Origin of the sequence: Pantoea sp. VS1, assembly GCF_002207995.1 — a bacterium.
Classification (GTDB): Bacteria; Pseudomonadota; Gammaproteobacteria; order Enterobacterales; family Enterobacteriaceae; genus Pantoea; species Pantoea dispersa.
In genome coordinates this window covers 34,627-60,995 of sequence record NZ_NHZE01000045.1, presented here as the reverse complement: position 1 = coordinate 60,995, position 26,369 = coordinate 34,627, and the positions used below count along the sequence as shown (strand labels likewise).

Below are 26,369 nucleotides of genomic sequence, written 5' to 3'. Positions count from 1 at the left end.
GGCAGGAAACAGCGCGGCAGAAAAACCCTTTGTTCGAGGTAAATTCTGTTCCTGGTTCGGGTGCTATTGAAAGCTTTCCAGCAGCCCTGTCGGCACTGGATTACCAGGCTGCAGCAATCGAAATTATCTCGGCTTCAGGTAATGTCACCGCTAAGTCATTCAAAGCCCCGTTCCTCACGCTGCGGTTACCAGCCCGCAATCCCTGACGTGCCGATCCACCCCGCAAATTTCCGCTCTCTGCCTGGTAAAGGCGCGCCTGCCTGACTACACCTTAAGCATCCTTGTTATCACTGTCCTTTCCGCTGTTTAAGCGGTTTTCAGCCTGCGCGCCGGCATCCTGACGCGCCGGCACCTTTAGCGGTCAGACATGAGCTCTGGCCTGATTCGGAGTGAATGATGAAGAGTCGCAACCTGACGCGATCGGCGGTCGCGTTTGCCACATTGAGTTGCCTGTGTGTGCCGTTTAACGCCCTGGCGTGGAATAACCTGACGGTATTCGGCGATAGCCTGAGCGATGGCGGTAATGTCGGGCGTTTTACTTATGATGGCGCGCAACATCAACTGTATGACGAGATCCTCGCTGCACAGTTCGGGCAAACGCTGCAGCCGTCGTCGCGCGGTGGCAGCAACTATGCGCAGGGCGGCGGCGTTACCGTGCCGGCGCTGGATGCCAGCCTCAATACGCAAGACCAGCTGGCTGCTTATCTGCAATCCACCGGCGGACGCGCAGATAGCAACGGACTGTATATTCACTGGGTAGGCGCTAACGATATCGCGGCGGCGGTGACCAATCCGCTCACCGCGCGCGAGACCATTAGCAACAGTGCCAGCGCAGCGGTGTCGCAAATCAAAACCCTGCTGGATGCCGGTGCGGGGGCGGTAATCGTGCCAAACGTGCCGCAGCTTGGCTCCACGCCTTTCATGGTGCAGGCGGTGCTGAGTGTGCTGGGCCCGGCGGCGCAGTCGGCGATGGTCGCGGCGTTTGCCTCGCTGGACAGCCATGCCACGCCCGACGTGGCTGCGCGCCAGCAGGCGGTGCGCGACGCATTCGATCAGGCCGCCGCACAGGTATCGACCATCCCGGCGCTGCGTGCCGCGCTGGCGCAGCAGCTGTTTTCGGCCTGGCAGTTGCTCAGCGAGCAGGTGACGGCCCTCTCCGATGGCTATAACCAGCAGGAAGAGGCCGGGCTGGTGGCGCTGAATGGCAACATTGTGCGTGCCGACATCGCCGGCCTGTTCAACGAGGTAATTGCCGATCCGCAACGCTATGGCCTGAGCAATACGCTGGGGATGGCCTGTCCGGTCGGCACCTCTGCCGCCGAATGTACCTCGTCAACACCCGGTTTCAGCAACGCGCAGGCCTATCTGTTTGCCGACCGGCTGCATCCCAGCCCGGCGGTACATGCCATGATCGCCGACTATATTCAATCGATCCTTGACGCACCTGCGCAGGTGGCGGCACTGGCACGGGCGCCGCTGATGCTGTCGCGGGATATGCAGAACACCCTCGACGGCCATTTACAGCAGCAGCGTCAGCAGCCGGCCAGCGCCGGTCAGGTTAGCGTGTTCGGCGGCTATGCCGGTCAGCATATTGATTATCGCGGCGACAGCTTGCTTAACGGCGACGCTGATACCGGCAGCCTGACGCTGGGATTGGGCTATCAGTTCACGGATAACTGGCAGGCGGGTCTGCTGTTGTCGAGCACCGCGCAGCACCAGCATCCTTCGGCGCACTATGATTACAAGCTGCGCGGCAATTTGCTGGCGCTGTATAGCCAGCTGACGCTGCTGGAGCAGGGCTGGATCAATGCGGATGTGCACTATGCCGATCTCGATTTTGACAGCATCGAACGTCGCATCAATATCGGCCCGGCAACGCGCACCGAACAGGGCAGCAGCAGCGGAAAAATGCTCGGGCTACGGGTGCAAACCGGCTGGGATCTGCCGATAGGCGAACACCTTTCCACCGGCCCGGTCGCCAGCTACGCACTGGATTATGTGCGGGCAGGGGGCTACAGCGAAAACGGCAGCAGCAGTACCGCCATGCGCTTTTCCGATCAAACCCTGCATTCGCAAATCGGCGCGCTTGGCTGGCGTATCGACAGCAAACAGTGGCCGGTGAATCCGTGGGCGCAGCTCAGTTATAACCACCAGTTTGGTGATACGCAGAACGCGGTGCGCGCCGGGCTGAAGTCAACGCAGACCGGCTTTGTACGCAGCGTCAGTGCCGGTGATAAAAACTGGCTGGATATGTCGCTGGGGGCCAGCGTGCCGCTGGGTGAAACGGTCAACGCCTTTGCCGGGGTTTCTGCGGTCGGTGGCAACAGCGCCTATCATCAGCTGAGCTGGAATATTGGCCTGAACGCGACATTTTGATAACGGCGCGCCAGTCGGAAATTTTCACTGGCGCGTTATCTCGCGTAAAAAATTAAACTGATGATCGCGGGAAATATTTCGATAATTCAAGCCATTCTTCTTCGTAAGTCAAATTAATCAGAACGTTCGTACCGGCGATTACCACAATTATTCTGCGATAAATCTGTAAAACGTAATTTTGTCGCTTCGCTTTCCTTCCGGAATCATATCGTTATTCTGTTCCGGCAAATCACCCCGCTGAAAAGCTCCCGTATAAACTGGCATAGATCAATATATTAATTTTCAATCACTTATACTGCTGATGCTCTGTCGTATTACGTTAATAATTTATGGGGAACACCATGGCGAATATATCTGGCACCACCAGCACTACCACACCATCTGCCACCGGGACGGTGATTCAATTACATACCATTGACGATTTACGTAAACAGGAACCTGTTTCGATTGGCGAAATTGCGTCGGTTCTGGAATACAGCCGTGGCAGTCGGATGGGCGGCGGCGTGTTTGTCTACGATGCCACCGACAACAGCACGCCCGATGACGGCGGGCTGAATTTCGTGACGTCCGGTAAAAAGCGCTGGAAAAGAGTGGTCCTCGATTATAGCGCGGTCACGGTGGTGGATTTTGGCGCGATAGCTGATGGCACCACCGATTGTATTGATGCGGTGATCCGCATGTTTAAATGGTCGCAGCGTGTATTACCCTCCGCGGGCATTCGCTTTACTGCCGGTGAGTTCAGCCTGTCCGGCTTTGATTTAGCGAAAGTGCTGGGCAGCGACAGAGAGATTAACCGCTTTAAAATTTCCGGCGCGCCGGTCAACTTCGGTTATTTCCCCACCACCACGCTGAAATTTAACTGGGGACCGAAACCGCGCAAAACTCATTTCTTTAGCGTGCGCGCACGCTATGTGGAGATCTCCGGCTTTGTGGTGAAAGGCATGAGTTCTGACAGCGGCGAAGACGGCGGCACGGCGTTTAATAATGTCGGCTTCTTTACCAACAGTATTATCGGTGGCCAGTTTCTGCGCGTCAGCAGTATGGAGTTTCGCTACCTCGGCGGGCGGGCGCTGGAACTGATTGATACGCTGGACTGTAAAATCGATCAGTTTTATTCACGTGGCTGTCAGGGCAGTATTGTCTATGCGCGCTGGTCCGACCGGGAACAGGGTGCCTGGGATCATTCGACCGCCATTGAACTCTCCAACTTTAATTTGCAGCGCAGCACCAGACAGCCGGTGTTCGATCTGCCGCGCTGCACGCAATCGTTTATTCGCAATGGCTGGATCGAGCACTCCGAATTTGCCGGCGATCTCACCAATGGTCAGTGGACCATTGAAGGGCTGGTGATTGAATCGACGCAAAATCCCATGAAAATGGGCTACTGCCGCGCGATGATTATTCAGAAAAGCGTGCACCGCGATAGCGCGGGCTTTGACTTCAGCAAAGAGGGTATTGAGCCCTGGACGCTGCTGGCCGAGGGCGACCGTGGCGTGATGGAGATTTCCGATCTTGGCGCGATCATTCAGGGATCGCTGAGTTATGACTTCACCACCTCGCAGCATCACATGGATAACCGTGGCAAAGACGCGAAATGGTTTTACGTCGGCGAATTTAATTTTTCCGACGCTACCTCACAAATTCACGTTCGCATTCTCGGCAGCGCGCAGTATGTTTCCCAGTCGGAAACGCAAACCGATTACAGCTACCGGACACCGGAGGGCGTGGCGCATATTTATCTGCAGGCGCGCAACGACGATAACACCATTGGCAGCTGGCACAGCGAAGGCTCCTCACCCGTAATTAAGGTGCATATTGAGGGCAAAGGCGCACACACCAAACTGTACGTTAAAATTCCGGCCTATACCGGCTTCTCAATTGCGCTGGTGGAAACCAACGGGCGCGATCGCTATCAGTCCGGTCAGTGTTTTATTTTCCGCAAAAGTTTTACCGCCTGCAGTGCGGAAGAAGCCACGGCACTGGATAACCAGCCGGTCGTCGCCTTTGAGCAGCACTGGGTGGGCAATAAAGATGTCGGCTTTGGCTACAACAATAATAAAGAACTGCTGCTGCGTGGGCCGTTTTTTGAACGGCAGGAGCAGGATGCCACGGGGAAGTGGATCACCCGCCGTTTCCTGAAAGTCCGCGTGAACGGTGTGCCGCGTAGTATTGAATTACTCGATCCGGATAACCCGCGCTAACGCTTCAGGCCAGCAGTATTCCTCTGCTGGCCTGAATAATTCATTTTCCCCAGCGCTGACGTAAATAATCGACCGCCTGCTGCGTCTGCGGCTGATTAAGATAATCTTCGCGAAACAGAATGGTGCCGTCGATGTGCGGCAGTGATTCATTCAGATCGAGCTGTTTTTTCAGTTCGGGAACGCCGCCCTGAACCGTCCAGTCCGGCTCACTTTTTGAAGCTTCACCCACCTTATACAGCGCCACGCCGATGTACAGCCGGGTGTGCGTTGGCTGTACCACATTGGCCCACCAGCGCGCCAGGACGTCATAGCGCGCAGCCTGGCGGGCAAACGGCCAGTAGAGCTGCGGCGCGATGTAATCCAGCAGGCCAAGCTGCACCCAGCGGCGCGTGTCGGCATAGGCTTCATCATAAGCCGCCGCACCGCGCGTATCGGAGCCGGCCGCATCATGCGACAGATTGCGCCAGACACCCGCCGGGCTGACGCCGAACTCAACGCCAGGCTTGAGCTGTTTAATCGTGCGGGAAACCTGTTCGATCAGCAGCTGGGTATTGTGCCGCCGCCAGTCGGCTTTGCTGGCAAAGCCCGCGCCGTACTGGCGGAAGGTGGCGCTGTCATTGAGCGGCGATGCTGCGGTTTCCGTATAGAAATAGTCATCAAACTGAACGCCATCAATGGCGTAGTTTGACACCACTTCCGCCACGATGCTGGTGATCCAGTCGCGCGCCGCCGGAATGCCCGGATCGAGCACGAAGCGGTCGCTGGCGGTGCGGATCCAGTCGCGATGCAGCACAAACACGCTGGCCGGCTGCAGCTGGAGCGTGTTGTTTAACGCCGTCACGGTCGCAGGTTTGGTATTGGTCGACACGCGATAAGGATTAAACCATGCATGCACCTTCATACCGCGTTTGTGCGCCTCGTCGAGGATAAATTGCAGCGGATCGTAACCCGGATCCTGCCCGATGTTGCCGGTAAGGGTATCGGACCATGGCAGGATACGCGAACGCCACAGGGCGCTGCCATCGGGCTTCACCTGGAAAAATACCGTGTTAATCCCCAGGCTGTGCAGCTTATCCAGTTTGGCCGTCAGCGCCTGCTGCTGCTGGCGAATACGCAGCGCCGGGCTGGCTGTGACGGAGGATATCGGCGGCCAGTCGAGGCGCGACACCGTAGTGAGCCAGACGCCGCGCACTGGTTCAGTCTGCGCTGCGGGTTTAGCCGGAACAGGAGGTTTAGTCGGCGACGGAAACGGGGTGACCAGCGATTTTGGCGGCTCCGAGGCGCAGCTGGCCAGCAACAGCACGGCAGACAGCAGACGGGCGACGCGTTTAATGTGGGTAACAGAGAGGTAACGCGCTGAACAGGCTATGATAAACTCCGTTTCTTGTAGTCCGTTATTCGCAGGCGTTCATTCTCTGATCCTCAGACATAATGTCAAGACATTGGCTGAGATGAATGCTGCCGCGGAGATGTCACGCGTCCCGCATCTTACAGGAGTTCTCACTATGCAATACGAAGACCTTTATCGCCGCATTGGCCAGATCATTTTTAGCTGTGGCCCCGACGGCGCGCAGGTGCTGGTGGTGCAGGCGGAGCTGTTTGCCGATGAGGAGGGCGGGCAGTTTCAGTTTAACTACCTTGATGAAAACGGCGAACCGGACTGGTTCGAGCCGGACGCGCGCGCGATTGGCGATCTCAGTGCCGCGCTGAAAGACTTTCAGCAATACTTTATCGAACATGAGATGACTGAAGGGCAGCCGGTGTGGACGCACTGCACCGTGACGATTAACGTGGCGGATGAGTCGATCAGTATTGATGTGCAGTAACGGCAGGCTTCCTTGCCCGTCATGGCGAGCGTTACGAACGCAGCGCTACCATCTCCTCGCTGTTTTTACGCGCCGCGCGCTTGCGGTGCACAATCTGGCTGGCGACCAGCACCAGCAGCGTTAACAGCCCGGTGGCGATAATTTCTGAACGATGCTGTGCATTGAACAGCATTGACGTCAGTACGCCGACTATGAACACCATGGTGGCCCACGTCAGACCCGGGAACAGCCACATGCGATAGCTGAGCTGCTCGCCGCGCGCCTCGCGCTTTTTCCGCAGCACCAGATGCGAAGCGGCGATGACCAGATAAACCAGCAGCGCAATGGCGCCGGAGCTGGCAAGCAGGAACTCAAACACCGCGCTTGGCGCCAGATAGTTGGCGATCACCGCCAGAAATGCTGCGGCGGTAGACATCAGCACTGCGACCCACGGCGTGCCGCTGCGCGTGGTGCGCGAGGCCACCGCTGGCGCATCCTGACGACGCGACAGGGAATAGAGCATGCGCGACGCGGTATAAAGCGCAGAATTGAGACAGCTGCATACCGCGATCAGCACCACCACATCGACAATCTGCCGGGCATACGGCACGTTCATCATCTCCATCGCCGTCTGGTAAGACCCGGCTTTCATCAGCGACGGCGTGTTCCACGGCACCAGCGCCACCACCAGAAAGATCGACAGCAGATAAAACAGCGCAATACGCCAGATCACCGAGTTGGTGGCGTGGGTGATTTGCTTGCGCGGTTCGTTAGATTCGGCGGCGGCAATGGTGACGATTTCCGTGCCCATGAAAGAGAACATGGTGGTGAGAATGGCGGCGAGCACGGCACTGATACCGTTAGGCATGAAACCGTGAGTGTCGTACAGGTGTGAAATACCCTGCGTGCTGCTGCCGGGCAACAGGCCAAACAGCGCCAGGCTGCCGGCACCAAGAAAGGCGACGATAGCCACCACTTTCAGCAGCGCGAACCAGAACTCAAACTCACCGTAGTTTTTCACGCTGAACAGGTTGCTGATGGTCAGGAAGCTGGTGATTGCCAGCGTGTATTCCCACACCGCCACCTGCGGGAACCAGCCGTGCAGGATGGTGCCGGCGGCGTTGGCCTCCAGCGGGATCACCAGTACCCAGAACCACCAGTAAAGCCAGCCGATGGTAAAGCCGGCCCAGCGGCCAAGAGACTTGTCGGCGTAGGTGGAGAAGGAACCGGAGTCCGGTGAGGCGACCGCCATCTCCGCCAGCATGCGCATAATCAGCACCACCAGCGCGCCGGCGGCGATATAGGCCAGCAGCACCGCCGGTCCGGCTTCGGCAATCGCATGGCCGGAACCGACGAACAGCCCGGCGCCAATCACTCCGGCAATCGACAGCATGCGCACGTGGCGGGGTTTCAGGCTTTGTGCCAGTACATCGGCATTCTGAGCAGTCATCAATATCTCTCCAGATCGTCTCTCAGGCGGGGCAGGCCCCGCCTGTTATGCAGGTGAAACTTGCCTGCGCGCGGCAGGCAAGCGATCGGACAATGGGTGGAACGCTAAGGCTGGCTGAGCAGGCTGTCGAGAATATCCAGCGCCTGACGGAACTGGGCATCCGGAATGGTGAGCGGATAGAGGAAGCGGATCACGTTACCCTGCGGGCCACAGGTCAGCAGCAGCAGACCGCGTGCCATCGCCTGTTGCTGCAGCGCCTGCGCCTGCTGCGCGCTGGCAAACTCCACGGCTACCATTGAGCCCAGCGCACGCACGTCGGTAATCGACGCGTTAGCGCGGCGCGCGCGGTGCAGCAGTTCGCTCAGCGTAGCGCCCAGGTCGCTGGCGCGCTGGCACAGCTGCTCTTCGTCGATGACATCCAGCACCGCATGCGCGGCGGCAATCGACAGCGGATTGCCGGCGTAAGTACCGCCCAGCCCGCCCGGACCGGGCGCATCCATGATGTCAGCACGACCGCTCACCGCCGACAGCGGCATGCCGCCCGCCAGGCTTTTCGCCATGGTGATGAGATCGGGCTGCACGCTGTAATGTTCCATGGCAAACAGCTTGCCGGTGCGGCCAAATCCACTCTGTACCTCATCGGCAATCAGCAGAATGCCGTGCTCATCGGCCAGCGCGCGCAGCTGCGTAAGAAACTCTGCCGGCGCGATGTGAAAACCGCCTTCACCCTGCACCGGTTCCAGTACGATGGCGGCCACATCCTGCGGCGCGATGTCGTGGCTGAACAGATCGTGCAGGCTGGCGATAGCGTCCTCAACGCTGATGCCGGTCACTGCGTTAGGGTAGCGGGCGTGAAACACCGAGGCCGGCATCGGGCCAAAATCGCGCTTGTAAGGTGCCACTTTGCCGGTCATCGCCATGGTCATGAAAGTGCGGCCGTGAAAGGCGTTACCGAAGGTGATAATGCCGTGACGACGGGTAGCGGCGCGCGCCACTTTAACCGCATTCTCTACCGCTTCAGCGCCGGTGGTGAAAAAAGCGGTTTTGGCTTTACCGGCAATTGGCACCCGCTGATTGATGCGTTCCGCCAGCGCCACATAGCTCTCATACGGCGTGACCTGGAACGCGGTATGGGTGAATTTTGCTAACTGATCGGCAATGGCCTGCACGATACGCGGATGACGGTGGCCGGTGTTGAGCACCGCGATGCCGCCGGCGAAATCAATCCAGCTATTGCCCTCAACGTCACGCAGCGTGGCGTTTTCGGCCTGATCGACATACCACTGACAAAGATTACCGGTGCCGCGCGGCAGCGCGTCATCTTTGCGTTGTTGCAACTGGCTGTTTTTACCTTCCATAACCTTTCCTTAGCGATAAGCGTCTTTACAAATCACGACAAACACGCTTATTTATGCCTGCACTGAGCGCGGTTGCCAGAGCCAATTTCACTGAGAAGGATGGAGCCAATTGCGGAGTTTGTACGCCGATCATGTATTGGAACGACTACAGTTTGTCGCGGAAGGCACGCTGCAGCAGCGCCTGCTGCACTGCATGCAGGCGGCGATTGTAGAGGGCATTTTCCCGCGCGGCTCACGCCTGCCAGCGACGCGTGATTTAGCGCGCGAGCTGGCGGTGTCGCGCAATACGGTGCTCAACGTCTATGAAAATCTGGTCGCGCAGGGATATGTCAGCGCGCGCACCGGCAGCGGCACCTGGATTGCTGAAAACCTGCCGGAAGGGTGCCTCAACAGCACGCCGGCGCTGCCGCTCAGTGAACCCCTGATGAGTAAACCGGCGGCGATTTCAAAACGCGGCGCCACGCTGCTCGGTCACGCCAATGCCTCGCCTTATCAGTGGGGTGCGTTTGTGCCCGGCGCGCCGGATGTGCGTGAGTTTCCACATAAGTTGTTTAGCCAGATTCAGTCGCGGCTGAATCGCGAACCTGACATCGAGCGGCTGATTTACAGCAGCAACGGCGGCTGCCCGCAGCTGCGCCAGGCGCTGGCTGAGTATCTCAGCGTGGCGCGCTCGGTGCGTGCCGACGCCGATCAAATCATCATTACTGAAGGCATTCATCAGGCGGTGGATCTGGTGACGCGCGTGCTGTGCGACGCGGGCGATCCGGTGTGGATCGAGGAGCCAGGTTACTGGGGCACACGCAACCTGTTACGCATCAACGGACTAAAAATTCAGGCCAAAGCGGTGGATGAACAGGGCATTATCCCGGAGCTGGCACCGCGCAGCAAAGCGCCGAAGATGATTTTTGTGACACCGTCACACCAGTATCCGCTGGGTGTGCATCTCAGTCTGGAGCGGCGCAGGCAACTGCTCGACCTGGCGCGCAAACACAAAAGCTGGCTGGTGGAAGATGACTATGACAGCGAATTTCGCTTCGCCGGCCAGCCATTTCCCTCGCTGCAGGGCTTTGAGCCGGATGCGCCAGTGATCTACATGGGCACTTTCAGTAAAACGCTCTATCCCGCGCTGCGTCTCGGCTATCTGGTGGTACCAAAATCGCTGGCACAGCCGCTGCGCGTGGCGGCGGCCGAACTCTATCGCGGCGGGCATCTGCTGGTGCAGCGCGCGCTGGCGGAATTCATCCAGAAAGGCCACTACATGACGCACATCCGGCGCATGCGCAAACTCTATAGTCAGCGCCGGCGCTTTATGATGACGCTGATTGAGCGCTACCTGGGCGCGGCCTTTATGCCGGTGGTCAATCATGAAGCCGGGCTGCATCTGGTGCTGAATCTGCCTCCGGGCTGCGATGATGTGGCGATTGCCGCGCTGGCGCTGCGACGCGGCGTGAAGGTGCGGCCGCTGTCGCAATACTATATGCATCCGCAGGAGCGACGCGGTCTGCTGCTCGGTTACGCCTGCGTGGATGAGCGCCAGTGTCAGGATGCGTTTGGTGTGCTCAAAGCCTGCCTGGTGGAAGCGGGCATCGCCGGGCGGGGATAGCCCCGGCGTGTGCCTTACGCCCGGCCAATGCTGTCCAGTTGCGCAACCACCTCCGGGCTCAGCGTCAGCGCCGCGCTGGCCAGATTTTGCTGCAGATGCTGCGGCGAGGAGGTGCCGGGAATCAGCAGAATATTATCTGAGCGTTGCAACAGCCAGGCGAGCGCCACCTGCAGCGTACTGGCGTTGAGCGTGCTGGCCACCGCGCTGAGCTGTTCCGACTGCAGCGGCGAAAAACCGCCGAGCGGAAAGAACGGCACGTAGGGAGTGCCCTGCGCGGCCAGCTGGTCGATCAGCGCATCATCCTGACGATTGGCGAGATTATACAGATTCTGTACGCAGGCAATCGGCGTCATCTGCTGTGCCTGCACCACCTGACTGGCGGTCACGTTACTCAGGCCAATGTGCCGAATCAGGCCACGTTGTTGCAACTTAATCATCGCCTCGATTTGCGGCTCCAGCGATCCTTCTGCTGGCCCATGAACGCTCAGCATCGAGCGTAAATTGACGACCTCCAGCACGTCGAGCCCCAGATTACGCAGGTTATCTTCAACCGCCTGCGTCAGTTCCTCCGGCGTGCTGGCGGGCAGCCTGCCGCCTTTTGCATCACGTCGGGCACCCACTTTGGTCACCAGCACCAGATCGTCGGGGTAAGGATAGAGCGCTTTTTTGATCAGCTGATTGGTGATGTGCGGGCCGTAAAAATCACTGGTGTCGATGTGATTCACACCGGCAGCCACGGCATCGCGCAGCACCTGTAGCGCGCGGGCTTCATCTTTCGGCGGGCCAAATACGCCGGGACCGGCCAGCTGCATGGCACCGTAGCCGAGACGGGCAACCTGACGGTCGCCCAGTGTGTAAGTGGTGGTGGCCTGTGACATGTAAACCTCCTTCATCGGATAGTGTTTAAATTGTAATCACAACGGTGCTGTGCGACTATCCGTGTAAATCAGGACAGACTGTACGGAGTGACGCACAATGGCGCTGGATATGGCGTTGCTGCATGCGGTAGTGGCGGTGGCAAAAGCTGGTGGATTTCGCGAAGCGGCGCGCATGAGCGGCAGCAATCCGTCGCGTTTGAGTGATGCGGTGCGCCGCGCCGAAGAGCAACTGGGCGTTCGGCTGTTCAATCGCACCACGCGAACGGTGGTACTGACCGAAGCGGGCCGGGCGCTGATGTCACGGCTGCTGCCCGCCATGAACGAAGTGGATGCGGCGCTGGATGCCCTGAACACGTTTCGTGACACGCCGGGCGGCACGCTGCGACTCAACGTGCCGGTCAGCGCGGCGCGGCTGGTATTACCGGCGATTGTGCCGGGATTTTTGCAGCGCTATCCGGACATCCGGCTGGAGATCGTGGCGGAAAGTAATGTGCAGGACATTTTTCGCGACAGCTGCGATGCCGGTATCCGTTACGACGATCATCTGGAGCAGGATATGGTGGCGCTGCCGATTGGTCCGCGCGTGCAGCGCTTTGCCGCGGCCGCGGCGCCGGCCTATCTGGCGGCTTATGGTACGCCGCAGCATCCGCGCGACCTGATGCAGCATCGCTGTCTGTATGGTCGTTATGCCACCGGGGTGACGGCCGAATGGGAGTTCAGCCGCGGCGCGGAACGCATCACGCTACAGCCGCAGGGGCCGCTGATTTGCAGCATCGGTGCGGCGATGGAGCTGACGGTGTCGACAGCCATCGCCGGTGCCGGCGTGGTCTATCTGTTTGAGGACTGGCTGAAGCCGGCGCTGGCCAACGGCAGTCTGCAACCGATTCTTGCCGACTGGTGGCTCAGCTTTCCCGGCCTGTGGCTGTATTACAACGATCGTCGGCTGATCCCGGCACCGCTGCAGGCGTTTCTCAGCTGGATACGCGAACTCAATGCGACGCCGGGTTGACCAGCAGCCCGGAAACCAGCAGCCGGAAGGCCTGCACCGCACGGGGCAGCGCCGCGACCGGCTCATCGGCAGCGGCAATCCACAGCGCGGCATTGAGCGCGGCGCCGTTGACCAGCTGCGCCGCCGCTTCGGTATCGACCGGTTTCACCGTACCTTCCTCAATCAGCTCCGCCAGCATGGCGGCGGTGGTGCGCAGACAGGCGGTCTGATTAGGCCAGCGCGACGGATCGCCCAGCACCGCCGGGCCGTCCAGCAGCATGATGCGCTGGACTTCCGGCTCCAGCGACATCTCGATATAGGTAATGGCTTCCGCCAGAAACGCGTGCCAGCGAGTGTGATACTGCTGTCCGGCTGCGCGCATCTGCTCAAGAATCTCGCCATCAATCTGGTCAATGACCGCCTGTAGTAACCCTTTCTTATCGCCAAAATTATGGTACAGCGCACCGCGCGTCAGCCCGGCGGCTGCCGTGAGGTCATCCATTGACGCTTCGCTGTAACCCTTCTGCGCAAACGCGCGTCGTGCAGCGGCAATCAGTTTGCCGCGCGTCTCTTCCACCTGGTCTGCCCGTCGTCTGGCTGCCATCGCTGTTCCTTAAATTTTTGCATTGACATACGCCGCGTATGTAAAACATAGTAATACATACGCGGCGTATGTTAAAGCGAAAGCGGGCATAGCTAACCCGCTTTCTTCTCTCATCTTCAGGAGTACGATTATGAACAAACGCGATGCTGTTTTTCCAGCGGGCCGTCAGGCGTTGTACAACATCAATAAATACTCTGCGGCGATTCGTTCCGGCGACCTGCTGTTTGTTTCCGGCCAGGTGGGCAGCCGGGATGATGGCACCGCCGAGCCCGATTTTACGCGTCAGGTTAATCAGGCGTTCACCAATCTCGCGGCGGTGCTGAAGGCCGCCGGTTGCAGTTTCGATGATGTAGTTGACGTCACCACGTTTCATACCGATCCGGAAGCGCAGTTCGCCACGGTGAACGAAGTCCGGCTGCGCTTCTTCGGCGATGAGCCTTATCCCAACTGGACGGCGGTGGGCGTCAACTGGCTGGCGGGCTACGATTTCGAAATCAAGGTAATTGCGCGCATTCCGCAGTGAGCCAGCGTGCGGCGATCTGTTTTTAACCTATAAAAAAAGCCGCTAACCGTTGCCGGTTAGCGGCTTGTTCACTTCACGCCTAATCAGGCGCTCAGCAGTTGATCAGCAGTTTTTTCTACCAGCGCCAGCAGCAGCTTGATGTCTTCCAGCGTGACGGTCGGGTTCAGCAGCGTCAGCTTCAGGCAGGTCACGCCTGCATGCTCGGTCACACCGACGTTAGCGCGGCCAGATTCCAGCAGCGCATCGCCGATACGCTGGTTGAACAGGGCGATCTGCGCGCTGTCGCTCAGCTGTTCTGGACGATAGCGGAACAGCACGCTGGCCAGCTGTGGCTGCATTACCAGTTCCAGACGCGGCTCAGATTCAACGAACTGCGCGACGTCCTGTGCCAGGCTCACGCCGTGGTCGATAATCGCGGCGTACTGTTTCTGACCCAGCGCTTCCAGACCCATCCACAGTTTCAGCGCATCGAAACGACGCGTGGTCTGCAGTGATTTGGACACCAGGTTCGGCACGCCAGCTTCTTCATCGAACTCGGAGTTCAGGTAAGCCGCCTGATAACGCATCAGCTCATAGTGACGCGCGTCTTTCAGCAGGAACGCGCCGCAACTGATGGTCTGGAAGTATTGTTTGTGGAAGTCGAGGGTGACGGAATCCACCAGCTCCAGACCATCCAGGTAATGACGATACTTTTCAGACAGCAGCAGCGCACCGCCCCAGGCCGCATCCACGTGCACCCAGATGTTGTGCTCAGCGGCAATGGCTGCGATTTCACGCAGCGGATCGATGGCGCCGGCATCGGTGGTGCCTGCCGTCGCGACGATCGCCAGGATCTGTTCGCCGTTGGCTTCAGCCTGCGCCAGTTTGGCTTTCAGGTCATTCACGTCCATACGGGCGAACTGATCCGATTTCACCTGCACCACAGACTGATAGCCGTGACCCAGCAGCGCCATGTTCTTCTGCACGGAGAAGTGGGCGTTTTCTGAGCACAGCACTTTAATCTTGCGCAGATCGCCAGTGATGCCGTGCTGCTGCACGGAATGGCCCTGACGCGCATAGAAAGCGTCACGTGCCAGCATCAGGCCCATCAGGTTGCTCTGCGTACCGCCGCTGGTGAACACGCCCGCATCACCGGCCGGATAGCCAACCTGCGCACGCAGCCACTCAATCAGTTTGATTTCAATAATGGTGGCAGAAGGGCTCTGATCCCACGAATCCATGCTCTGGTTAGTGGCGTTGATCAGCACTTCAGCCGCCTGGCTTACCACCAGGCTTGGACAGTGCAGGTGCGCAACGCACTGCGGATGGTGCACCGACAGACTGTCTTTTAAGAAATATTCAATCGCACGTTCAATCGCGGCCTGGTTGCCCAGGCCGTTTGGATTGAAGTCGAGCGTGATACGCTCGCGCAGTTCGGCAACCGTTTTGCCCTGGTACATCTCAGGCTGTTGCAGCCACTGCACAACCGCGGCGCTGCTCTGGGCAATCGCCTGCTGGTACGCCTCAATGCTCGGGGCCGAGGCGGCCAGAATCGGGTTTACTTCGGACATTTACTCTTCCAGTCAAACAGGTTTGACGCCAGCGCCCAGCAGCGCCTGCTCAAATTTATCCAGGAACACGGCCAGCTCTTCGTTGCTGATCAGCAGTGATGGCAGCAGGCGCAGTACCGCACCGTGACGACCGCCACGCTCCAGAATCAGACCGGCTTCGAAGCATTTTTTCTGCAGCAGTGCAGAGAGTTCGCCGTCGGCCGGGAAGCTGCCCATGTGGTCAGCTGGCTCGTGTGGCTTAACGATTTCGATACCGATCATCATCCCGAGGCCGCGTACGTGACCAATAACCGGGAAGCGTTTCGCCATCGCGTTCAGCTGGGCTTTCAGCCATTCACCCTGTTCTGCTACTTTGCCGGCGATGTTCTGCTCGGTCAGGATCTTCAGCGTCGCCAGACCGGTTGCCATCGCCAGCTGATTGCCACGGAAGGTACCGGTGTGGTGGCCAGGTGACCAGGCGTCAAACTGCTTTTTGATACCCAGCACGGCCAGAGGCAGACCGCCGCCCACCGCTTTAGACATCACGATGATGTCTGGCTCAATGCCCGCGTGTTCGAAGGCAAAGAACTTACCGGTACGAGCAAAGCCAGCCTGGACTTCGTCGAGGATCAGCAGAATGCCGTGTTCCTGGGTCACTTTGCGGATGCGCTGCAACCACTCAACCGGCGCCGGGTTCACGCCGCCTTCACCCTGTACCGCTTCGAGGATCACGGCCGCAGGCTTACGCACGCCGCTTTCAACGTCATTGATCAGGTTTTCGAAGTAGTAGGTCAGGGCTTTGACGCCAGCTTCGCCGCCTAGGCCCAGCGGGCAACGGTACAGGTGCGGGTAAGGCATGAACTGTACTTCTGGCATCATGCCGTCAACCGCTTCTTTCGGCGACAGGTTGCCGGTCACGGACAGCGCGCCGTGCGTCATCCCGTGGTAACCGCCAGAGAAGCTGATTACGCCGCTGCGGCCGGTGACTTTTTTCGCCAGCTTCAGCGCCGCTTCAACGGCATCAGCACCGGATGGACCGGTGAACTGCAGGCAGTACTCTTTACCCTGACCTGGCAGTAGCGAGAGCAGAGATTCGGAGAACTGATCTTTCAGAGGCGTTGTCAGATCAAGAGTATGTAACGGCAAGCCGCTGGTAATGACATTTTGGATGCTCTGCAGAACATCAGGATGGTTATGACCAAGTGCCAGCGTCCCTGCGCCAGCCAGACAGTCAAGATATTGTTTGTTTTCAACATCCGTAATCCACACGCCATTGGCTTTGGCAATCGCTAAAGGCAACTTGCGCGGGTAACTCCTGACGTTTGATTCAAACTCAGCCTGACGGGCTAAGAATGCGTCGTTGTTTCCGTTGAATGAGTTGGCACCAAAAGTATCAATACGGACTTTATCCGTCATCATATCTCTCCTTCAACCGGGGCTCGAACAGGCTGGCCGATTGACTAGTTGAACAAAAAAGTATCAGTGGCTCAAAAAACGCGGCCAATATAGAGCCTTTTGACGCACATCACAATGATTAATTTTGTTTAGAATTGTTTATTCTTTTCATATAGGAATCAGGATGTTGGACAGAAACTGGCCACTTATTTTAGCGCCGCGATATGAACAGGCGATTAAATAATCGTGTGAATAAAAAGACTTATGCCCGCCAGTGCCAGCCACGGACCAAAGGGCAGCACGTGATACAGCTCGCGTTGCCAGCCTAATCGGGCAAGCAGAACAAACAAAATTGCGCCTGTGCAAGCCAGTAACAGCACAAAGGGTAAAAGCGCCCAGCCGAGCCAGGCACCCAGCGCAGCCAGCAGTTTGGCGTCTCCGCCACCGAGGCCGGGGCGCTTTTTTATCAGCTGATAGAGTCCACCCACTAGCCACAGCGCGCTGTATCCCGCTACTGCGCCGAACACCGCGTCATGCAGCGTTCCGGGCAGCCAGTGCAGCGCTTTAAGCAACAGACCCAGCCACAGCAGCGAGAGGGTGAGAGCGTCCGGCAACAGCAGATGCTCAATGTCGATGAGGGTTAGCGCCAGCAGAATCCAGGCGAGCAGCAGGGCGGCAGGCAGGCGGCTATCGGGCGGCAGCAGCCAGGCCAGCGCCAGGCTGATCGCGGCGGTGAGCAGTTCCGTCAGCGGGTAGCGCAGGCTCACCGGGTGGTGGCAGTAGCGACAGCGTCCGCGCAATAGCAGCCAGCTCAGCAGCGGCAGCATATCGATCGCGCGCAGCGTGTTCTGGCAGTGTGGGCAGTGCGAGCGCGGCAGCAGCAGGGGAATGCCGGGTTGCGGGTTCATTACCTGCTGTGGCAGGCGATAAATGACTACGTTGAGAAAGCTGCCGACGCACAGCGCCAGCAGTGTACCGATCAGCCAGTAAGCGATTTCCATGAGGTTTTCTCCTGCTGTCCATGCAGCGTTGGGTTTTTCTGTCGCCACGAATGGCGATCGTGCAGATCATGGCGCGGTTACCGTGGGAGCGCATTGATGCGTACCGGTGTAAGCGGGGCGATTTTTTGCCAGGTTGCACGACAGGTTGGCATAAAGGTGCCGCGTAACCTGTTTGCGCGATAAATCGCGCCGCTACGGATTTGTGCGGTTTGACGGCAGAGGTCGCCATAAATGGCGACCCTACAGGTTTCGCCGGGCGCGTATTTATACGCACCGCGAAATCGCGCCGCTACCAGTTCTGTGCGGTTTGGCGACCCTACAAAACCTGTAGGGTGCGCATTTATGCGCACCGCGATCTGTCGCCAACCCTGGCCGGTGTGCGAGAGGCACAATACGCCGGTGGAGACGGCGTGGCGAGCAGCAAAGCGGCGTTGCAGCGATTTGCTGCAGGATTTACGAGCGGGTTCCAGAGAACAGAGGAGATATAAGCGGGGGATGCCTGAATGCTGTGGGCAGGCAATGACCTAATCGATGCGAAGACAGGCAAAAATCCAATCGATGGGCCAGCTGAGACTGGCAACATTCTAACCAATACGCCAGCGGAGACAGATACTAATCCAATCAATGAGCCAGCGAATTTACTGGCTCTGTTTAAACTGCTGCATGGCTTCCAGCACATTGCTGGTGGCGAGCGACATCACCCATTCGCTGTTGCGAAACACGTCGTAATGGCCGGCGTTATAGCGAAACACATACAGCTCACCGCGGAAACGCAATCCTTTTGTTTTCACGCCAATGTGATGCCGGCGTAGTGCTGCCTGTGAAAGTCTGTCAGTCGCGGTTCTCATCATCATTCTCCTGTCCAGCCTCTGGCGTCACTATCCCAGGCAAGAATAAGCAGCCAACCTTAGGATAACCTTAAGAACAGTATAGTCTCTTAGTTAATGCATTGAAAAATAGCCACTTTAATTGCCGTGTGTCGACAAGCCGACCCATGATGTCTGACCCGATGCTGATTTCCGGCCCCGGCGCGTAATCTTCTACCAATCTTCAACATCACGTAAAAAAGTCAGCGTGCCGCTTTGCCATTTAATGTTCAGTTAAGTTTTCCCCCGTATTTTGGTTTCTTATAGCGATAAAACAGACCTGCTTAAGTTTTATTGCGCGCATATGACAGCAGCCCTGTGAATGTACCCGTTTAAGCAACGTTTAAACAAAAGGTTACAGCGTGTTTCATCAGGTTGTCATGCGCGGCAATAACGCTTGTTTTATTTTTCAGCATGTTTTCAGGCACAACAGTAAGGTTATCTTATGAGTTTCCTTCCGTTTTCGCGCCCGGCATTGGGTGAGGAAGAACTGGCCGCGGTGCAGGCGGTATTTGCATCGGGCTGGATTACCACCGGACCGCAGAATGCTGCGCTGGAGCAGGCGTTTTGTCAGCTCACCGGCAACCAGCATGCTATTGCTGTCAGCTCCGCCACAGCAGGCATGCACGTCACGTTGATGGCGCTGGGTATCCAGCCCGGCGACGAGGTGATCACCCCGTCGCTGACCTGGGTTTCCACGCTCAATATTATTACGCTGCTGGGCGCGACGCCGGTGATGATCGATGTGGATCGCGATAACCTGATGGTGAGCGCAGAACAGATCGAAGCGGCTATTACGCCGCGCACCCGCGCCATCGTGCCGGTTCACTATGCCGGTGCGCCGGCGGATATCGACGCCCTTCGCGCCGTCAGCGCGCGCCACAATATCCCACTGATAGAAGATGCCGCCCACGCGGTAGGTTGCTACTACAAAGGCCGGCACGTTGGCCAGCAGGGCACGGCGATCTTTTCGCTGCACGCCATCAAAAACATCACCTGCGCCGAAGGTGGCATCGTGGTGACCGATGACGCGCAGCTGGCTGACCGCCTGCGCAGCCTGAAATTCCACGGCCTCGGCGTCGATGCCTACGATCGTCATACCCATGGCCGCAAACCGCAGGCCGAAGTGATCATGCCCGGTTTTAAATACAACCTGCCAGACATCAACGCCGCGATTGCGCTGGTGCAGCTGCAAAAGTTGCCGGCCATCAATGCACGTCGCCAGGCCATCGCCGCGCGCTATTTGCGCGAGCTGGCAGATACGCCGTTGCTGCCGCTGGTGCAGCCGGCGTGGCCGCATCAGCATGCGTGGCATCTGTTTATCATTCGCGTGGACGAAGCGCGCTGCGGTATTAGCCGCGATGCGCTAATGGAGCAGTTGAAAATCCATGACATCGGCACCGGCCTGCATTTCCGCGCCGCGCATACCCACAAGTATTACCGTGAACGCTATCCGCAGATCTCGCTGCCGGCCACCGAATGGAACAGTGAACGTATCTGCTCGCTGCCCCTGTTCCCCGACATGCACGATGACGATGTAACGCGTGTGATTGCTGCCTTACGCCACCTTGCGGGAGCCTGAGATGCTGGAAGAAAAACCGATTCGCAAAGTCTCCGTGGTGATCCCGGTGTACAACGAAGAACAGAGCCTGCCGGAGCTGGTGCGCCGTACCGACGCTGCCTGCCGCACGCTCGGTCTTGACTATGAAATCTTACTGGTGGATGACGGCAGCGCCGACCGCTCCGCGCAGATGATCGCCGATGCGGCGGATATGCCGGGCAGTCACGTGGTCGGCGTGCTGCTGAATCGCAACTATGGGCAACACTCGGCGATTATGGCCGGTTTCAGCCATGTTTCCGGTGATGTGCTCATTACGCTGGATGCCGATCTGCAAAACCCGCCGGAAGAGATCCCCAATCTGGTCAAAGCCGCGCAGCAGGGCTACGACGTGGTCGGCACCGTGCGTCAGAACCGTCAGGACAGCTGGTTCCGTCGCCGCGCTTCACGCACCATCAACCACCTGATTCAGCGCGTGACCGGCAAAGCCATGGGCGATTATGGCTGCATGCTGCGCGCCTATCGCCGCCACATTGTTGATGCGATGCTCAACTGCCACGAACGCAGCACCTTTATCCCGATTCTGGCGAACACCTTCGCGCGCCGCACCATTGAACTGCCGGTTACGCATGCCGAGCGTGAGTTTGGCGACTCCAAATACAGCTTCATGAAGCTGATCAACCTGATGTATGACCTGGTGACCTGCCTGACCACCACGCCGCTGCGTCTGCTGAGTATCGTCGGCAGCTTAATCGCGCTGGCCGGTTTCGCCTTTTCTCTGATCCTGATTGTGCTGCGCCTGTTCCTCGGTGCCAGCTGGGCCGGTGACGGTGTGTTCATGCTGTTTGCCGTGCTGTTTATTTTTGTCGGCGCGCAGTTTGTCGGCATGGGCCTGCTGGGCGAATACATCGGTCGTATTTATAACGACGTACGCGCCCGTCCGCGCTACTTCATTCAACGTGTTATCCATCCGCAACAAGATGCCCCGTCTGTACAGGAAATTAAGCAATGAAAACTATCGTCTTCGCCTATGCCGAAATGGGCTGTGCAGGCATAACTGCGCTGCTGAACGCAGGCTATGAAATCAGTGCCATCTTTACCCATGCGGACACCTCGCCGGAGAGCCATGCGTTTCCTTCGGTAGCACGCCTCGCGGCTGAGCAGGGCATTCCGGTTTATGCGCCGGAAGATGCTAACCATCCGCTGTGGGTGGATCGCATCCGCACCATGCAGCCGGACTTTATCTTCTCGTTTTATTATCGCGCCCTGCTGAGCGACACCATTCTGAACTGCGCGCGGGTTGGCGCGTTTAACCTGCACGGTTCGCTGCTGCCGAAATACCGTGGTCGTGCGCCGCTTAACTGGGTGCTGGTCAACGGTGAGACGGAGACTGGCGTGACGCTGCACCGCATGGTGAAACGTGCCGATGCCGGCGACATTGTGGCGCAGCAGCGCGTGGCGATTGACCCGCAGGATAATGCGCTGACGCTGCACCGTAAGCTGGTGGCCTGCGCCGGCCAGCTGCTGGAAGGCGCGTTGCCGCCGATGAAGCGCGGTGAGATTGCCGCCACGCCGCAGAACGACGCGGAAGCGACCGTGGTTGGTCGCCGCACGCCGGAGGATGGCCGCATCAACTGGGAGCTGCCGGCGGCTAAAGTGAATAACCTGGTGCGTGCAGTCACCGATCCCTGGCCAGGTGCGTTTGCGTATGCCGGCACGGTGAAATTTGTGGTGTGGAAAGGGCGGCTGCACCAGGATGCGCCCAGCGCCAAACCGGGCACGGTGCTGTCGGTTGAGCCGTTCCTGATTGCCTGCGGCGAGGGCGCGCTCGAAGTGGTCACCGGGCAGAGCGACAACGGTGTTTACATGAACGGCAGCCAGCTGGCGCAGAGTCTGGGCATGGTACCGGGTGCGCTGCTCTATTCGCAGCCGGTTGCTGCGGTGAAACGCCGCACGCGGGTGCTGATTCTCGGCGTAAACGGCTTTATCGGCAACCATCTCACCGAACGCCTGCTGCAGGATGATAACTTTGAGGTTTATGGCCTGGATATCGGTTCCGATGCCATCAGCCGCTTCCTGGATGAACCGCGCTTCCACTTCGTCGAAGGGGATATCAGCATCCACTCTGAATGGATTGAATATCACATCAAGAAATGTGACGTGGTGCTGCCGCTGGTGGCGATCGCCACGCCGATCGAATATACCCGTAATCCACTACGCGTATTCGAGCTGGATTTCGAAGAGAACCTGAAGATTATTCGTGACTGCGTGAAGTATAAAAAGCGCATCATTTTCCCGTCGACCTCCGAAGTGTACGGTATGTGCACCGATCAGCATTTCGACGAGGATCACTCTAACCTGGTGGTCGGACCGATCAATAAACAGCGCTGGATCTATTCAGTGTCGAAACAGCTGCTGGACCGGGTGCTGTGGGCCTATGGCGAAAAAGAGGGGTTGCGCTTTACGCTGTTCCGTCCGTTTAACTGGATGGGCCCGCGTCTGGATAACCTCAACGCCGCGCGTATCGGCAGTTCTCGCGCCATCACCCAGTTGATCCTTAATCTGGTGGAAGGCTCGCCGATCAAGCTGATCGACGGTGGCGCGCAGAAGCGCTGTTTCACCGATATTCGCGACGGCATCGAAGCGCTGTTCCGCATTATCGAGAACAAACACAACAACTGCGATGGCCAGATCGTTAACATTGGTAACCCGGAGAACGAAGCCAGTATCAAAGAGCTGGCGGAACACCTGCTGGCCAGCTTTGAGCGCCACCCGCTGCGCGATCGCTTCCCGCCGTTTGCCGGTTTCCGTGAGGTAGAGAGCAGCAGCTACTATGGCAAGGGCTATCAGGACGTGGAGCACCGCAAGCCGTCGATTAAAAACGCCCGCCGCCTGCTCGACTGGACGCCAACCGTGGCGATGGATACCACCATCGATAACACGCTGGACTTCTTCCTGCGCACCGTTGAGCTACAGGAAAAGCCATGAAGCGAGTGGGTTTGCGTGTTGATGTCGATACCTGGCGCGGCACGCAACTGGGCGTACCGGCGCTGCTGCAGCAGTTCAGCCTGCATCAGCTGCAGGCCAGCTTCTTCTTCAGCGTCGGGCCGGACAACATGGGGCGCCACCTGTGGCGCCTGATGAAGCCGCGCTTTCTGTGGAAAATGCTGCGTTCGCGCGCGGCCTCGCTGTACGGCTGGGATATTTTACTGGCCGGTACCGCCTGGCCGGGCCGCGAAATAGGTAAAGGGCTGGCTTCGATTATTCGCGCCACGGCAGATCACCATGAAGTGGGGTTGCATGCGTGGGATCACTTTGCCTGGCAGACCTGGGCTGGCGTCTGGTCGCCACAGCAGCTGAATGCGCAGATTGCGCGCGGTAAAGCGGCGCTGGAAGCCATTTTGGGTGACAGTGTCACCTGCTCTGCAGTGGCAGGCTGGCGCGCCGACAGCCGGGTACTGGATGCCAAGCAGCCGTTTGGCTTTCGCTATAACAGCGACTGCCGCGGCAGCGGGCCGTTCATTCCGCGCCTCAACGATGGCAGCTTCGGCACGGTACAAATTCCGGTAACCCTGCCGACGTGGGATGAAGTGGTGGGTCAGCAGGTCAGCGCGGAGGGTTTTAACGACTTTATCCTCGCGCAGATGCATGCCGCCAGCGGTACGCCGGTCTATACCATTCACGCAGAGGTCGAAGGCATCGTCGGTTTGCCTGCTTTTGCCGATCTGCTGACGCGCGCGCAGCAGCAGGGCATCCGGTTTTGTCCGCTGAGCGAGCTGCTGCCGGACGATCTCAGTACGCTGCCGCAGGGCCATGTGGTGCGCGGGCACATTGCCGGCCGGGAAGGCTGGCTGGGTTGCCAGAGTTAACATTTTACAGGACCCAAGTATGGAAACACCGATGCGCGGCCGCACCCGCATAGTGCTGCTGATAGCGCTTTTTGCTCTCTATTATCTGATCCCGGTGCCATTCCGCGACCTCTGGCAGCCGGATGAAACCCGCTATGCCGAAATTAGCCGCGAGATGCTGCTGAGCGGTAACTGGGTGGTGCCGCATTTTTTTGATTTGCGCTACTTCGAGAAGCCGATTGCCGGTTACTGGGTCAATAATCTTGGCCAGCTGTTATTTGGGCATAATAATTTTGGCGTGCGCGCCGGTGCGATTATCTGTACCACGCTGAGTGCCCTGCTGATCTACTGGCTGGGCAAGCGGATGTTCGCCAGCCGCAAAATAGCGCTCACCGCCAGCGTGATCTTTCTTACCTCGCTGCTGGTTTATGGCATCGGCACTTACGCCGTGCTCGATCCGATTCTGCTGCTGTGGCTGGTGGCGGCGATGTGCAGCTTTTGGTTTGCTGCGCAGGCGCACAGTACCTCACAGCGGCTGACGGGGTATGTGCTGCTCGGCGCGGCCTGTGCCATAGGGTTCATGACCAAAGGTTTTCTGGCGCTGGCGGTGCCGGTGCTGGCGATTGTGCCCTGGGTGCTCTGGCAACGACGTTTTGGCGAACTGCTGCGCTGGGGCCCGCTTACTGTGCTGGTGGCGGCGGCGATCAGCGCGCCCTGGGCGCTGTCCATTCAGCATCAGGAAGGCGATTTCTGGCACTACTTCTTCTGGGTCGAACATATTCAGCGCTTCGCGGAGAGCGATGCGCAGCACAAAGCCCCGTTCTGGTATTACCTGCCGGTGTTGGTGGCAGGCTGTCTGCCGTGGCTCGGCCTGCTGCCGGGCGCGCTGAGCGGCGCATGGCGTCAGCGTCAGCAGCACGCTGCCGCGATCTATTTACTTAGCTGGGTTGTACTGCCGCTGCTGTTCTTTAGCATCGCCAAAGGTAAACTGCCGACCTATATCCTGCCGTGCTTTGCGCCGCTGGCGTTGTTGATGGCGCACTATGCGCACGGTAACACCGCGCGCCTGAAACAGGCGTTGGCGGTAAATGGCTGGATCAACCTGCTGTTTGGTCTGGTTGCCACGCTGCTGGTCGTGGTGGTGCTGGCACCCTGGGGGCTGGCGCACCATCCGGTGTACGCGCGCGATGAGTTGCTGCGGGTAGTGTGCGCTGCGCTGGCATTTGCCGGCTGGGCGGTGATGGGCTTGTTAAGCCTGAAAACAGGCCGCTGGCAACTGGCTGCGCTTTGCCCGCTGGCCCTGGCGCTGCTGGTCGGGTTGGCTATCCCGCAAAAGGTACGTGACAGCAAACAGCCGCAGAGTTTCGTCAGCGCCGTTCGGCCTCAGCTGGCGCAGAGCCGCTATCTGGTGGTGGACAATTCCGGCATCGCTTCTGCGCTCGCATGGGAATTGCGCCGCAGCGATATCACTTTCTTCGATGAAAAAGGTGAGCTGGAGTACGGACTGGGTTATCCCGATGCAAAAACGCGCTACGTCGACGGGGAAGCCTTCGCTGACTGGCTGCGCCTGCATCGCCGACAGGGTCCGGTGGCACTGGTGCTGCTGCTGAATTCTGACGAAAAGCAAGCGGATGCGCATCTGCCGGTGCCGGATGATGTGTATCAGCAGGGACGGCTGGTCTACTACGGCTACAACGCGACACCATGAATCTGCTGCTGATCCTGCTGGTAAGCCTGCTCAGTTGTGCCGCCCAGCTGTGCCAGAAACAGGCGGCCCACTGCGGCGGGCACCGCCTGTTCGGCTGGCTGGGGCTCAGCCTGCTGCTGCTGGGGACGGCGATGTTGCTGTGGCTGGTGGTGTTGCGCACCGTGCCGGTCAGCGTGGCTTACCCGATGCTGAGCCTGAATTTTGTGCTGGTGGCGGTGGCGGCGCGCGTCATCTGGCGTGAGACCTACACGCGGCGGCAGTGGCTGGGTACGCTGGCGATCGTTGCCGGGGTGGCGCTGATGGGGAGCCATCTGTGAAGGGCTGGCTGCTGGCGCTGGCCAGCGTGCTGCTGGTGTCGCTGGCGCAGCTGCTGCTGCGCACGGCGATGCTCGCGCTGCCACCGCTGGATACATGGACCGCGCTACCGTGGCAGCACGGCCTGATACCGTTAATCGGCGGACTGGCCGCCTACGGCTGCTCAATGCTGTGCTGGCTGCTGGCACTGCGGCGGCTGCCGCTCAACCGGCTCTATCCGCTGCTCAGTCTGAGCTATGTGCTGGTGTGGCTGGCCGCCATTTCCCTGCCAGCCTTGCATGAAACCTTCCGCTGGAGCAGTCTTGCTGGCGTCATATTGATCGTCTGCGGCCTGCTGTGCGTGGCGCTGCCGCGCCGTTAACC

General features: G+C 58.8%; 22 protein-coding genes. 13 read left to right on the top strand and 9 right to left on the bottom strand.

Features of this window, described 5'->3' with window-relative positions; genetic code table 11:
- The first annotated feature begins 393 nt into the window (after window positions 1-393).
- The gene (locus tag CBW22_RS17055) at window positions 394-2,376 is read left to right on the top strand and encodes an autotransporter outer membrane beta-barrel domain-containing protein (protein WP_088517272.1); all 1,983 of its coding nucleotides are present in this window, start codon (window positions 394-396) and stop codon (window positions 2,374-2,376) included.
- 341 nt (window positions 2,377-2,717) lie between these two features.
- The gene (locus CBW22_RS17050) at window positions 2,718-4,577 is read left to right on the top strand and encodes a hypothetical protein (RefSeq protein WP_088517271.1); all 1,860 of its coding nucleotides are present in this window, start codon (window positions 2,718-2,720) and stop codon (window positions 4,575-4,577) included.
- A gap of 40 nt (window positions 4,578-4,617) precedes the next feature.
- On the opposite strand, the gene CBW22_RS17045 is transcribed toward CBW22_RS17050, so the two are convergent.
- Complete coding sequence (locus CBW22_RS17045; RefSeq protein WP_088517270.1) at window positions 4,618-5,910, bottom strand: glycoside hydrolase family 10 protein; 1,293 nt, start codon at window positions 5,908-5,910, stop codon at window positions 4,618-4,620.
- A gap of 172 nt (window positions 5,911-6,082) precedes the next feature.
- On the opposite strand from CBW22_RS17045, the gene CBW22_RS17040 reads away from it, so the two are divergent.
- The gene (locus CBW22_RS17040; protein WP_058759124.1) at window positions 6,083-6,403 is read left to right on the top strand and encodes a hypothetical protein; all 321 of its coding nucleotides are present in this window, start codon (window positions 6,083-6,085) and stop codon (window positions 6,401-6,403) included.
- Window positions 6,404-6,434: 31 nt separating this feature from the next.
- Here the strand turns inward: CBW22_RS17040 and gabP are convergent, their stop codons facing one another.
- Together gabP and gabT are read right to left on the bottom strand one after the other, a co-directional pair.
- Complete coding sequence (gene gabP, locus CBW22_RS17035) at window positions 6,435-7,832, bottom strand: GABA permease (protein WP_088517269.1); 1,398 nt, start codon at window positions 7,830-7,832, stop codon at window positions 6,435-6,437.
- A 104-nt stretch (window positions 7,833-7,936) separates the two neighbouring features.
- Window positions 7,937-9,190, bottom strand: a complete 1,254-nt coding sequence (gene gabT, locus CBW22_RS17030) for a 4-aminobutyrate--2-oxoglutarate transaminase (protein ID WP_088517268.1) — start codon at window positions 9,188-9,190, stop codon at window positions 7,937-7,939.
- A 109-nt stretch (window positions 9,191-9,299) separates the two neighbouring features.
- On the opposite strand from gabT, the gene pdxR reads away from it, so the two are divergent.
- Entirely contained in the window at window positions 9,300-10,793 is a 1,494-nt protein-coding gene (pdxR, locus tag CBW22_RS17025; RefSeq protein WP_176428137.1) for a MocR-like pyridoxine biosynthesis transcription factor PdxR, read from the top strand.
- Between the two features lie 14 nt (window positions 10,794-10,807).
- Here the strand turns inward: pdxR and CBW22_RS17020 are convergent, their stop codons facing one another.
- Window positions 10,808-11,671, bottom strand: coding sequence for an aldo/keto reductase family oxidoreductase (locus tag CBW22_RS17020; protein ID WP_088517267.1), 864 nt, complete (start codon window positions 11,669-11,671; stop codon window positions 10,808-10,810).
- Window positions 11,672-11,768: 97 nt separating this feature from the next.
- Here CBW22_RS17020 and CBW22_RS17015 point away from each other — a divergent pair, with 97 nt between their 5' ends.
- Window positions 11,769-12,680, top strand: coding sequence for a LysR substrate-binding domain-containing protein (locus tag CBW22_RS17015; protein ID WP_058759128.1), 912 nt, complete (start codon window positions 11,769-11,771; stop codon window positions 12,678-12,680).
- Here CBW22_RS17015 and CBW22_RS17010 read toward each other — a convergent pair.
- Entirely contained in the window at window positions 12,661-13,263 is a 603-nt protein-coding gene (locus tag CBW22_RS17010) for a TetR/AcrR family transcriptional regulator (protein ID WP_021509093.1), read from the bottom strand. The genes CBW22_RS17015 and CBW22_RS17010 overlap by 20 nt on opposite strands.
- 130 nt (window positions 13,264-13,393) lie before the next feature.
- Here CBW22_RS17010 and CBW22_RS17005 point away from each other — a divergent pair, with 130 nt between their 5' ends.
- The gene (locus CBW22_RS17005; protein WP_058770208.1) at window positions 13,394-13,786 is read left to right on the top strand and encodes a RidA family protein; all 393 of its coding nucleotides are present in this window, start codon (window positions 13,394-13,396) and stop codon (window positions 13,784-13,786) included.
- 83 nt (window positions 13,787-13,869) lie between these two features.
- On the opposite strand, the gene CBW22_RS17000 is transcribed toward CBW22_RS17005, so the two are convergent.
- The 4 genes from CBW22_RS17000 to CBW22_RS16985 all read right to left on the bottom strand — a co-directional run bounded on the left by CBW22_RS17000 (window position 13,870) and on the right by CBW22_RS16985 (window position 18,565).
- On the bottom strand, window positions 13,870-15,336 hold the full coding sequence (locus tag CBW22_RS17000; protein WP_088517266.1) for a pyridoxal phosphate-dependent decarboxylase family protein: 1,467 nt from the start codon (window positions 15,334-15,336) through the stop codon (window positions 13,870-13,872).
- 12 nt (window positions 15,337-15,348) lie between these two features.
- A complete protein-coding gene (locus CBW22_RS16995) occupies window positions 15,349-16,731 on the bottom strand; it encodes a diaminobutyrate--2-oxoglutarate transaminase (protein WP_176428146.1) in 1,383 nt (460 codons plus the stop codon).
- Between the two features lie 215 nt (window positions 16,732-16,946).
- Window positions 16,947-17,711 (bottom strand): prepilin peptidase, encoded by a 765-nt coding sequence (locus CBW22_RS16990; protein ID WP_088517265.1) that lies wholly within the window; start codon window positions 17,709-17,711, stop codon window positions 16,947-16,949.
- A gap of 638 nt (window positions 17,712-18,349) precedes the next feature.
- Window positions 18,350-18,565: a hypothetical protein gene (locus tag CBW22_RS16985; protein ID WP_227746467.1), complete on the bottom strand. Its 216-nt coding sequence runs from the start codon at window positions 18,563-18,565 to the stop codon at window positions 18,350-18,352.
- A gap of 457 nt (window positions 18,566-19,022) precedes the next feature.
- Between CBW22_RS16985 and arnB the strand changes: the two genes are divergently transcribed.
- Genes arnB through arnF form a run of 7 tightly spaced genes read left to right on the top strand, consistent with a single transcriptional unit; the run spans window position 19,023 to window position 26,367 of the window.
- The gene (arnB, locus tag CBW22_RS16980; RefSeq protein WP_088517264.1) at window positions 19,023-20,159 is read left to right on the top strand and encodes a UDP-4-amino-4-deoxy-L-arabinose aminotransferase; all 1,137 of its coding nucleotides are present in this window, start codon (window positions 19,023-19,025) and stop codon (window positions 20,157-20,159) included.
- A gap of 1 nt (window position 20,160) precedes the next feature.
- Window positions 20,161-21,147 (top strand): undecaprenyl-phosphate 4-deoxy-4-formamido-L-arabinose transferase, encoded by a 987-nt coding sequence (arnC, locus tag CBW22_RS16975; protein ID WP_088517263.1) that lies wholly within the window; start codon window positions 20,161-20,163, stop codon window positions 21,145-21,147.
- Complete coding sequence (gene arnA, locus CBW22_RS16970; RefSeq protein WP_088517262.1) at window positions 21,144-23,123, top strand: bifunctional UDP-4-amino-4-deoxy-L-arabinose formyltransferase/UDP-glucuronic acid oxidase ArnA; 1,980 nt, start codon at window positions 21,144-21,146, stop codon at window positions 23,121-23,123. The genes arnC and arnA overlap by 4 nt, the downstream gene beginning before the upstream one ends.
- A complete protein-coding gene (gene arnD / locus CBW22_RS16965; protein WP_088517261.1) occupies window positions 23,120-24,004 on the top strand; it encodes a 4-deoxy-4-formamido-L-arabinose-phosphoundecaprenol deformylase in 885 nt (294 codons plus the stop codon). Before arnA ends, arnD begins: the two co-directional genes overlap by 4 nt.
- A gap of 19 nt (window positions 24,005-24,023) precedes the next feature.
- Window positions 24,024-25,691 (top strand): lipid IV(A) 4-amino-4-deoxy-L-arabinosyltransferase, encoded by a 1,668-nt coding sequence (gene arnT, locus CBW22_RS16960; RefSeq protein ID WP_441339119.1) that lies wholly within the window; start codon window positions 24,024-24,026, stop codon window positions 25,689-25,691.
- Window positions 25,688-26,008: a 4-amino-4-deoxy-L-arabinose-phosphoundecaprenol flippase subunit ArnE gene (gene arnE, locus CBW22_RS16955; RefSeq protein ID WP_088517260.1), complete on the top strand. Its 321-nt coding sequence runs from the start codon at window positions 25,688-25,690 to the stop codon at window positions 26,006-26,008. Before arnT ends, arnE begins: the two co-directional genes overlap by 4 nt.
- The gene (arnF, locus tag CBW22_RS16950; protein ID WP_021509384.1) at window positions 26,005-26,367 is read left to right on the top strand and encodes a 4-amino-4-deoxy-L-arabinose-phosphoundecaprenol flippase subunit ArnF; all 363 of its coding nucleotides are present in this window, start codon (window positions 26,005-26,007) and stop codon (window positions 26,365-26,367) included. Before arnE ends, arnF begins: the two co-directional genes overlap by 4 nt.
- The last annotated feature ends 2 nt before the right edge of the window (window positions 26,368-26,369 follow it).